Origin of the sequence: Delftia tsuruhatensis NBRC 16741, assembly GCF_001571325.1 — a bacterium.
GTDB lineage: Bacteria > Pseudomonadota > Gammaproteobacteria > Burkholderiales > Burkholderiaceae_C > Comamonas > Comamonas tsuruhatensis.
In genome coordinates this window covers 270,848-279,988 of sequence record NZ_BCTO01000019.1, presented here as the reverse complement: position 1 = coordinate 279,988, position 9,141 = coordinate 270,848, and the positions used below count along the sequence as shown (strand labels likewise).

Annotated in this window: 9 protein-coding genes; 6 read left to right on the top strand and 3 right to left on the bottom strand. The window is 68.9% G+C overall.

All coding sequences use genetic code 11. The features are described 5' to 3' along the window. Positions 1-132 precede the first annotated feature (132 nt). On the top strand, positions 133-984 hold the full coding sequence (locus DTS01S_RS09225) for an EamA family transporter (RefSeq protein WP_061287620.1): 852 nt from the start codon (positions 133-135) through the stop codon (positions 982-984). A 44-nt stretch (positions 985-1,028) separates the two neighbouring features. Next, positions 1,029-1,664 (top strand): nitroreductase family protein, encoded by a 636-nt coding sequence (locus DTS01S_RS09220; protein WP_061287619.1) that lies wholly within the window; start codon positions 1,029-1,031, stop codon positions 1,662-1,664. A gap of 28 nt (positions 1,665-1,692) precedes the next feature. Here DTS01S_RS09220 and DTS01S_RS09215 read toward each other — a convergent pair whose 3' ends face one another. Continuing rightward, positions 1,693-2,052 carry a hypothetical protein gene (locus tag DTS01S_RS09215; protein ID WP_016448140.1) on the bottom strand — a complete coding sequence of 120 codons (360 nt, stop codon included), beginning with the start codon at positions 2,050-2,052 and terminating at the stop codon, positions 1,693-1,695. Between the two features lie 281 nt (positions 2,053-2,333). Here DTS01S_RS09215 and nikR point away from each other — a divergent pair, with 281 nt between their 5' ends. From nikR to DTS01S_RS09200, 3 genes are all read left to right on the top strand, one after another. Next, positions 2,334-2,792: a nickel-responsive transcriptional regulator NikR gene (nikR, locus tag DTS01S_RS09210; RefSeq protein ID WP_016448139.1), complete on the top strand. Its 459-nt coding sequence runs from the start codon at positions 2,334-2,336 to the stop codon at positions 2,790-2,792. An 89-nt stretch (positions 2,793-2,881) separates the two neighbouring features. Next, positions 2,882-4,945, top strand: a complete 2,064-nt coding sequence (locus tag DTS01S_RS09205) for a TonB-dependent receptor (RefSeq protein ID WP_061287618.1) — start codon at positions 2,882-2,884, stop codon at positions 4,943-4,945. Positions 4,946-4,971: 26 nt separating this feature from the next. After that, positions 4,972-5,679 (top strand): DUF4198 domain-containing protein, encoded by a 708-nt coding sequence (locus DTS01S_RS09200; RefSeq protein WP_061287617.1) that lies wholly within the window; start codon positions 4,972-4,974, stop codon positions 5,677-5,679. 58 nt (positions 5,680-5,737) lie between these two features. On the opposite strand, the gene DTS01S_RS09195 is transcribed toward DTS01S_RS09200, so the two are convergent. Next, entirely contained in the window at positions 5,738-6,760 is a 1,023-nt protein-coding gene (locus tag DTS01S_RS09195; protein ID WP_017407389.1) for a tripartite tricarboxylate transporter substrate binding protein, read from the bottom strand. After that, positions 6,757-8,079, bottom strand: a complete 1,323-nt coding sequence (locus DTS01S_RS09190) for an arylsulfatase (protein WP_061287628.1) — start codon at positions 8,077-8,079, stop codon at positions 6,757-6,759. Before DTS01S_RS09190 ends, DTS01S_RS09195 begins: the two co-directional genes overlap by 4 nt. Positions 8,080-8,229: 150 nt before the next feature. Between DTS01S_RS09190 and DTS01S_RS09185 the strand changes: the two genes are divergently transcribed. After that, on the top strand, positions 8,230-9,126 hold the full coding sequence (locus DTS01S_RS09185) for a LysR family transcriptional regulator (RefSeq protein ID WP_013802902.1): 897 nt from the start codon (positions 8,230-8,232) through the stop codon (positions 9,124-9,126). The last annotated feature ends 15 nt before the right edge of the window (positions 9,127-9,141 follow it).

The window sequence follows — 9,141 nt, the reverse complement described above, 5'->3', positions numbered from 1 at the left end:
GGGGGGGTGGGTCATTTGTCTTGATTTTAAGATAAATCGTGCATAATGGGTTTGTCTTGAATTGAAGATAAATCCATGTCCTCCTCCTCATCGTCCTGTGCCTCCACGGCTCCTGCTGCAGCCAGCGCTGCCATGTCATGGCGCGACATCCTGCTGACCGCGCTGGCGCCCGCCATCTGGGGCTCCACCTACATCGTCACTTCCGAACTGCTGCCGCCGGACCGGCCGTTCACGGCCGCGCTGATCCGCGTGCTGCCGGCCGGGTTGCTGCTGGTGCTGTTCACGCGGCGGCTGCCAGCGGGTTCGGGCTGGTGGCGGCTGGCGGTGCTGGGCGCGCTGAACATCGGCGTGTTCCAGGCGCTGCTGTTCGTGGCGGCCTACCGTCTGCCGGGCGGGCTGGCAGCCGTGCTGGGCGCCGTGCAGCCGCTGCTGGTGATGGCCCTGGCCTGGGGGGTGGACGGGCGCTCCCCCGCTCGGCTGACGCTGTGGGCCGCCGTGGCGGGCATTGCGGGCATGGCAGTGCTGCTGCTGTCGCCGCAGACGGTGTTCGAGCCCGTGGGCATGGCGGCGGCGCTGGCCGGCGCGGTGTGCATGGCGGCCGGCACGTGGCTGACGCGGCGCTGGCGCGTGGACTTGCCGGTGCTGGCGCTGACGGGCTGGCAACTGCTGTTTGGCGGGCTGATGCTGCTGCCGCTGGCCTGGTGGGCGGATGCGCCGCTGCCCGCGCTGTCTCTCACCCAGCTGGGCGCCTATGCCTACCTGTGTCTTGCCGGCGCGCTGCTGGCCTATGTGCTGTGGTTTCGCGGCATCGGGCGCCTGCCTTCGGTGGCCGTGTCGTCATTGGGCTTGTTGAGCCCGCTCACGGCCGTGGTCCTGGGCTGGGCGCTGCTGTCGCAGTCCATGACGGGCATGTCCTTCCTGGGCCTGCTGGTGGTGCTGGCCAGCGTGCTGGTGGTGCAGTGGTCTGCTTCGCGCGGCGCCTGAGTTTCTGGCATCGGGGTCCTCTTTTTGCCCACCGAGCGTTTCACATGACTTCTTCCGAACTTTCCTCCATGCCCATCGGGCAGGCCATCGCTTCACGCATTTCCGCAGACCGTTTCGAGCCGGGCCGCCCGCTGGCCGATGAGACGCTGGCCGCGCTGGTGGCCCAGGCCTCGCTGTCCCCGTCGGCCTACAACCTGCAGAACTGGCGCTTCATTGCCGTGCGCACACCCGAGGCCAAGGCGCGGCTGAAGGCCGCCGCCTATGGGCAGCAGAAGGTGGAGGACGCCTCTGCCGTCTTCATCGTCTGCGGCACGCTGGCCGCCCATGCGCGGCTGGCGGAGTTCTTGCAGCCCAGCGTGGACAGCGGCGTGATGAGCCAGCGCACGGCCGATGGCTGGGTGGCGCAGGCCCATGCCGCGCATGCGGACAACCTGCAGTTGCAGCGCGACGAGGCCGTGCGCTCGGCCTCGCTGGCGGCCATGACGCTGATGCTGTCCTCCCAGGGCCTGGGGCTGGCCAGCTGCCCCATGGTGGGGTTCGACGCCCAGGCGCTGGCGGCGGGCTTTGGCCTGCAGGCCCACGAACTGCCCGTGATGCTGGTCGCCGTGGGCCACGCGGCAGGCACGCCACGCCCGCAGAAGGCGCGCAGGCCGCTGGCCGACATCCTGGCCTACGCCTGAGCGTGGGATGGGTTGGCCGGGCGCGGGCTCAGCTGGCAGGCTGCAGCTGCATGCCCAGGCGCGAGAACAGGATCTGCCGGCCGTCGCCCTGCAGGCGCTGTATCACCATGCCACCATCGCGATGCAGGTAGATGCGCAGGGCGCTGCCGTTGCCGGGATCGTGGTCCAGGTAGCAGGGGTCCTTGTCCAGGTCCTTCCAGCCATGGGGTTCGACCAGCCGGCGGCCGGCGATGCGACGCAGCTCGGACTCGGGCGCCGCGAAATAGGTGTGGGTCTGCAGCCACAGCGTGCGCAGCTGTTCGAAGGCCTGGTCGCGAGAAGAACAGGCGGGCGCAGCCTCCAGCAGGGACAGCAGCATGTCCAGAAGCTGATCGAATGAATACTGCATGCCGCGCCCCTTTCAGCGATCGACGGTGCGCACCGCGCATCCTCGATCAGCGTAACCGGATATGGCGCGAATGTGAACAAAGCATGACCGTGGTGGTTTGTCGCTATTGCCAGTCCGTACCGACAGTGATTGGCGCGGCTGTTGCATGGGGGGCATGTGAGGGATGTGGGGCAAGGGCCTGGATGGCCGGACAATGGCCGGCAGATCCGGCGTGATGCCTGTCTTTTGCGCCTGCCCCGCTGTTGCCGCCATCTTCCTGTTTCCCTTCACTTGTGCTGCCCATGGAACGCTTCACCATCTCCATCGACGACGACCTGGCCCGTGATTTCGACGGCTGGATCGCCGCGCGCGGCTACGACAACCGCTCCGAAGCCATACGCGACGTGCTGCGTGCCCACCTGGCCCAGGTGCGCGAGCGCGAGGACGCCGACGGCCTGTGCGTGGCCAACCTGTCCTATGTCTACAACCACCACGAGCGCGATCTGTCCGAGCGCCTGGCCAGCCTGCAGCACGACCACCATGAGCTGCACATGGCCACCACGCACGTGCACCTGGACCACGAGCAATGCATTGAAACCGTCATGCTGCGCGGCCCGGCCAGCGCCGTGCGGCGCTTTGCCGACACCATCACGGCCGAGCGCGGCGTGCACCACGGCCAGCTCAACGTGGTGATGGTGCGCAGGGCAGAGCCTGGCGGGCACGATCACGCGCACCACCATCCGCATTCGCACGACGATTGAGCCAGCCCGGGGCTGGGCGCCTTGCGCAGGCCCTGTCATGCAGGTCGGTATGAAGTTTGCTTTTTTCTTCATACAACTCCTGGAAACGCATGACACATCCCCTGAATTCCCCTTCCCGGCGCCTTGCCGTGCACCAGATTGCAGCAGCTGGCCTGCTGGGCCTGGGTTGCATTCCCCATGTCGGTGCACAGCAGGCGGGCGACGCCACGGCCAGCCTGCAGGCTGTCGAGGTCAAGGGCCAGACCGCACGCGGCGCCTCGGCCGCCTACACCACCAGCGTGATCGAGGCCGAGGACATCGCCAACGCCCATGTCAGCCATCCGCAGGAGCTGCTGCGCCAGGTGCCGGGCATGAATGTGCAGAACTACCAGCTGTCCGGCGTGGGTGACGCCATCGTCATGCGCGGCTTCGGCGGTGGCGGGCACGGCGGCGACGTGGGCGTGGTGCTGGACGGCATTCCACTGAACGAGGCCATGTCGCATGCCGACGGCTATGTGGACCTGGGCGTCATCGTGCCGCTGGAGATGGAGCGCATCAGCATCTACAAGGGGCCGGTGTCGGCGCTGTACGGCAACTTCAACCGCGCAGGGCTGATGGCGATAGAGACGCGCAAGCAGGGCGACTACACCCCCTACCGCGAGGCCGACGTGAGCCTGGCCTCGCACGGCACGCTGGACGCTCAGGCGGCGCTGGGGCTGAAGCCGGGCGATGGCGAGTTCCTGAACCTGGCGGCCCAGCACTACCGCACGGACGGTTTCCGCGCGCAGTCGCAAATGCAGCGCAGCACGGCATCCCTGCGCTGGAGCAAGCGGCTCTCGTCGCAGCTGGAGGTGGCGCTGTCGGCACGGCTGCACCACGGCGAGGGCGACTCGCCTTCGTACCTGACGGCGGGGCAGTTCGCACGCGATCCGCGTGGCATCGATCCGCGCGCCATGAACGATGGCACGCGCAAGAACTTCGCCACGCTGCGCGCCGATGTGCAGTACGCGCTCTCGCCACGGCTGACCTGGCTGGGCTATGCCTACACCACGCAGCAAAGCTTCACGCGCTGGTTCAGCCGGCCCATCGACGCACTGCAGTGGCGCCAGCGCGAGGAAAGCTATGACCGCGCCGTCTATGGCGCAGGCACCAGCCTCAATGGCCGCCATGCCACGGCGCTGACCCCGATCAACTGGGTGGCGGGTCTGGAGGCCGTGCGCGAGTCCACCGACTACCAGTTCTACGACGGCCTGCAGTGGCGCGAGCGCACGGGCGCTGCCCTGGATGACCGCAATTCCAGGCTCAACACCCTCTCGGCCTTTGCCGAGGTGGATGCGCCCGTTCACCGACTGCTGCAGCTGTCCGCCGGCCTGCGCTGGGATCGCTTCACGGGCGGCTGCCGTCCCAACGGCCCTGAGGCGGGCAGCGACCCCTGCGGCCCGCTGGCGCGCACCTCGCATGCCAGCCCCAAGCTGGGCCTGCGCTCGCAGGTGGCGCCGGGTGTGCTGCTGCGCGCCAGCTGGTCCGAAGGATTTGCGCTGGCCAGCGATTTCGCCAAGTACGCGCTGGGCGCCGCGCAGCTCGATCCCAACATCTTCCGCCAGACTGAAGTGGGCGCGCAGATCAAGCCCATGCCGGGCCTGGTGCTGGATGTGGCCGCCTATCGCCTGCAGTCCTCGGGCGAGATCCGCAGCGTGGCACCCGGCGTCTATGAGAACTTCGGCGCAACGCGCCGCACGGGCGTGGAGGCCAGCGCGCTGTGGGCCGTGCGCAAGAACCTGGACTTGCAAGTGGCCTGGGGCAGCGCCCATTCGCGCGTGACCGAGAACGGCAACCCGGCCCTGGTCGGCAACCAGGTGGCCGGCGTGCCCCGGCAGACGGCCACCGTGGGCCTGGCCTGGCGCCCGCTGGCGCAGTGGGAAGGCTCGCTCACCTGGCGCCGCGTGGGCCGCTATGCCGTCACCGCCGACAACAGCGTCTTCTATGGCGGCTACGCCACCTGGGACCTGGGCCTGAGCTGGCGCCTGCCTTCGGCGCGCAGCCGCATCTACGCCGTGGTATCCAACCTGGGGGACAAGGCCTATGCCACGTCGGCCTCGGTCATCCGCGGTGTGCCGCTGTTCGCGCCCGGCGCGCCGCGCACGCTCAAGGTCGGCGTGCAGACGCAGTTTTGAGGAAACCCCAAATGAGAAACAGGTACATGACAGCCCGCCATCCCTTCGCCGCCGCAGCGTTCGCTGCGCTGCTGGCCTGCGCACCGCTGGCCCAGGCCCACAACGTCTGGCTGGAGCCCGACGCCGACGGCGCCTACACCGTGCAATTCGGCGGCCATGAGGGCAAGCTGGAGAACTTTGCGGCCGGCAAGCTCAAGAGTGTTGAGGCCTACGACACGCGCGGCCGCCGCATCGACGTGGCCGTGCAGCCCGTGCCCGGCGGCGCCCGCGCCACGCCGGCGCGCAAGGCCGCGCTGCTGTCCGCGCATTTCGACAACGGATTTTTCAGCCGCGTGGGCGAGGGGCCGATGATTGAAAAGCCCATGACCGAGAACCCCGGCGCCACCAGCGGTGTGCATGCGCTCAAGTTCCACAAGACCATCCTCGAATGGGGCCCGGTCACCCGCGAGAAGCTGGGCCAGACCCTGGAGATCATCGCCAGGACCCGCCGCTCGCCCCACGCGGGCGAGCCCCAGCAATTCCAGGTGCTGCTGAACGGCCAGCCCCGGGCCGGCGTGCGCGTGTCGCTGGGAGAAAGCGGTCCGCCACTGGCAACCGATGCCGACGGCCTGGTGACCGTCACACCGCGTGCCGGCATGAACCAGCTGCTGGCCATCGTGCGCCTGCCCGTGGCAGGCGATGCGCGCACCACCAGCCTCAGCTACGAGTACCTGCTGGGGTTCTCGGCGCATTGAAAGGGGCTGGCGGCCAGGCCCGGCGTGGCCCGGCCTGGCGCGGCCCGGCGCTGTGGGGTCAGTCCAGCGCCAGGCGCCGGTCTGCAGCCAGCTTCTTCCACTTGGCGTTGTCCTGCGACATGAAGCGCTGGATTTCGGGCAGGGACATGGGCGTGGCCACGGCCCCGGCGGCCTGCAGCGTGGGGCGCAGCTCGGGCGACTGTATGGCCTGGTTGATCCACTGATTGAGCTGGGCCAGCCGCTCGGGGGGCGTGCCGGAGGGCACGGCCACGGCATACCACTGGGTGGCCTCGTAGCCGGGCACGCCGGCCTCGCGCATGGTCGGTACATCAGGCAGGCTGTCTATGCGCGTGGCGCTGGTCACGGCATAGGCCTTCAGCCGGCCCGACTGGATGTGCGGCAGCACGGGCGTCACGCCCAGCATGGCCAGGGGGATCTGCCCGCCCACCACATCGGTCACGGCCTGGCCGCCGCCCTTGTACGGCACATGCACCATGCTGGTGGCCGCCAGGGCGTTGAGCAGTTCGCCGGCCAGATGCTGGGAGGTGCCCGTGCCCGAACTGGCGTAGCTCCATTGGCCAGGTTTGGCTTTCATGGCGGCTACCAGTTCGCCCAGGCTGCCGGCCGCACCCGGGGCCGGGCCCACCAGCACCATGGCGCCCCGGGCCATCACGGCCACGGCGGTCAGCTCGCGGCCCACCTCGGGCTGGCGCGGGCCGGATAGCTGCGGTCCGGGCACGGAGACCAGGGTCAGGCCATCGGCAGGTGCCTTGGCCGCCGCCTGCAGGCTGATCGCGCCCGAGGCGCCCGGACGGTTTTCCACCACCACGCTGACACCGGCCCTGGCCTCCAGTTGCCGGGCCACATGGCGGGTCAGCACGTCCAGGCTGCCGCCGGGCGCAAAGCCCACGATCCAGGTGATGGGCTTGCCCTGCGGCGCGTGCGCCGCCGGCTCGGCCGCGCGGGTTGTGGGCAGTGCAAGGGCCAGCAGGGCTGCGGCGGCCAGGGGGCGCAGTGCATGGCGGCGGGTGGTCGGCAGGCGGCCGCTGGCCTGCGGGGCGGGTAGGGGTGCGCAGGTCATTGGTCGGGGGCGCCGGGCGCGGTGTTGGGGTGTGCCTTGCAGCTTTCGTTGAAGCGCTGGACCATGGTCAGCATGGGGTTGAGCACCCAGGTGTTGAAGATCAGCACGTCATGCTCCTCCTTGGGATCGCGCACGATGTTGAACAGGTAGGGTGACTCCAGCTTGCCCTTGCTCTCGTTGACCTCGGGCTCCCAGTAGAAATGCAGCTTCCAGTCGCGCCACTTCGCGGCCCGCAACTGGCCCTTGATGTAGAAGAGAAAGCCCTCGCGCGCGGACCGGGGCTCGCCCAGCAGGAAGGCCGTCTGGTCCAGGCCGTCGATGGGCCGGTCCTGTGGCACGGCGGCGCCCGCCACCGCCGCCAGGGTGGAGAAGATGTCGGTCACGTGCATGATTTCGTTGCTGGTGCGCCCGGCCTGGATGCGGCCCGGCCAGCGTGCGATGAAGGGCACGCGCAGGCTGCCCTCCATGGCCGTGTGGTAGATGCCGCGCCAGGGGCCGGCCGTGCCGCGGTAGGGCTGGCGGAACTCGGGGCCGTTGTCGCTGCAGAAGATGAACAGCGTGTCCTCGCGCAGGCCGAGCCGGTCGATCTCGTCCGAGATCTGGCCCACGCGGTGGTCCATCTCCACCATGGAGTCGGCAAAGTCGCCCTGGCCGGTGCGGCCCGCGAAATCCGCATGCGGCAGCGTGGGAAAGTGCAGGTGCACCAGGGGAAGGTACAGAAAGAAGCGGCGGTCCCGGGCGTGGTTGCGGCGCATGAAGTCCAGCGAGCGCTCCACCAGCTCGGCATCGATGTTGCGCCGCGATTCCAGGTCATAGACCTTGACATCGTCCGAGAGCGCGCCCGCGCGGCCTTCCATGATGTGGGGCAGGGGCGCCACCAGGGGGTCGTAGCCCGTGGTCGCGGTGAACTGGCTTTCGTCCGTGGTGCGCGGAATGCCGTACCACTCATCGAAACCCCGGTCCGAGGGATAACGGCCCGGAATGTCCCCCAGATGCCATTTGCCGAAATGCGCCGTGGCATATCCCTGGGCGGACAGCAGCTGCGCCAGCGTGGTCTCGCCGCGCGTCAGGCCCTGGGGCAGCCCGGCCGGCACCGATTGCAGGGCACCCGTGCGGATGGGGTGGCGCCCCGTCATCAGGGCCGAGCGCGTGGGCACGCAGTCGCTTTCCACGTTGAAGTTCTGCAGCAGCAGTCCCTCGGAGGCCAACTGGTCGATGCGCGGAGTGGGCGCGCCGCGCAGCGCACCGCCGCCGTAGCAGCCCAGCTCGCCCCAGCCCAGGTTGTCCGCGACGATGAGCACGATGTTTGGTGGGTTCATGATGTGGCTCAAAAAGTTTCCATGCCAAAACTCTAGCCACAAGCCCTGTCTTGGTGATAACCAAACCAGCGAAAATCGATGCACATCTGGAATGGCTTTGCTCGGCAAGGTAGCAAGCTTTCTCGTTTTTCTTCGTTGACAAGGAATGGCATGACGGGATTTGCCTATAACGAGCTGGCCTGCTTTCTGGCCGTGGCCGAGCATGGCCATTTCGGGCGTGCGGCCGCTGCCCTGCAACTGACCCAGCCGGCCGTCTCCAAGATCGTGCGCCGCGTGGAGCAGGGCGTGGGAGCGGCCCTGTTCACGCGCGGAACGCATGGCGTGGCTCTGACCAGCAGCGGCCAGCTGTTCATGGAGCCCGCGCGTCAACTGGTCTTGCGGCATGAGGAGACGATGCGCGCCGCCAGCGACATCCAGGCCCAGCATGTGGGCCTGATCCGCCTGGGCTTCACGCAGGCCACCTCGGAAAGCCGCGCCACCCGGGCCGTGGCCGAGCTGCTGCGCCGCCGCCCCGGCCTGCGCGTGCGGCTGACCGTGGGCAAGTCCGATGACCTGGAGCGCGCGCTGCTCGACGGCAGCCTGGACCTGGCCGTGGTGCCGTCCTACCCGGGCCATGCCACGCGCTGCGCCCAGGTGGTCATCGGCGAGGACGAGCTATGGGCCGCCGCACGGCCGCGCCACCCGCTGTTCCAGCTGGCGCTGGAGCAGGGCCTGAGGTTCGGGCATTTGCAGGGCTACTCCTGGGCCTTGCCGGCACCGGGCGCCGCCGTGCGCAAGGTGGTGGACGAGGCCTTCGCGGCCCAGGGCCTGGGCGCGCCCACCGTGGCCCTGGAGATCCAGCACAACACCGAGGCCACCATCGACATCGTGGGCCAGACCGACCTGCTGTGCTACGTGCCCAGCCATGTGCTGCGCAGCAATCCCGAGCGCCTGCAGTCCCTGCCCATCCCCGAGCTGCGCACGCGCCGCAGCTGGCTTCTCATCAGCCACCCCAAGGCCCATTGGTCGCCGCTGATGTCCGCGCTGCGGGACCTGACGCTGGGGTAGCGGCCCGTAAAGCAG

Coding starts and splice junctions, on each gene's coding strand:
- DTS01S_RS09215 (WP_016448140.1), bottom strand. CDS start 2,052: ATGCAGTATTCATTCGATCAGCTTCTGGACATGCTGCTGTCCCTGCTG.
- DTS01S_RS09195 (WP_017407389.1), bottom strand. CDS start 6,760: ATGACCTGCGCACCCCTACCCGCCCCGCAGGCCAGCGGCCGCCTGCCG.
- DTS01S_RS09185 (WP_013802902.1), top strand. CDS start 8,230: ATGACGGGATTTGCCTATAACGAGCTGGCCTGCTTTCTGGCCGTGGCC.
- DTS01S_RS09200 (WP_061287617.1), top strand. CDS start 4,972: ATGACAGCCCGCCATCCCTTCGCCGCCGCAGCGTTCGCTGCGCTGCTG.
- DTS01S_RS09190 (WP_061287628.1), bottom strand. CDS start 8,079: ATGAACCCACCAAACATCGTGCTCATCGTCGCGGACAACCTGGGCTGG.
- DTS01S_RS09220 (WP_061287619.1), top strand. CDS start 1,029: ATGACTTCTTCCGAACTTTCCTCCATGCCCATCGGGCAGGCCATCGCT.
- DTS01S_RS09225 (WP_061287620.1), top strand. CDS start 133: ATGTCATGGCGCGACATCCTGCTGACCGCGCTGGCGCCCGCCATCTGG.
- nikR (WP_016448139.1), top strand. CDS start 2,334: ATGGAACGCTTCACCATCTCCATCGACGACGACCTGGCCCGTGATTTC.
- DTS01S_RS09205 (WP_061287618.1), top strand. CDS start 2,882: ATGACACATCCCCTGAATTCCCCTTCCCGGCGCCTTGCCGTGCACCAG.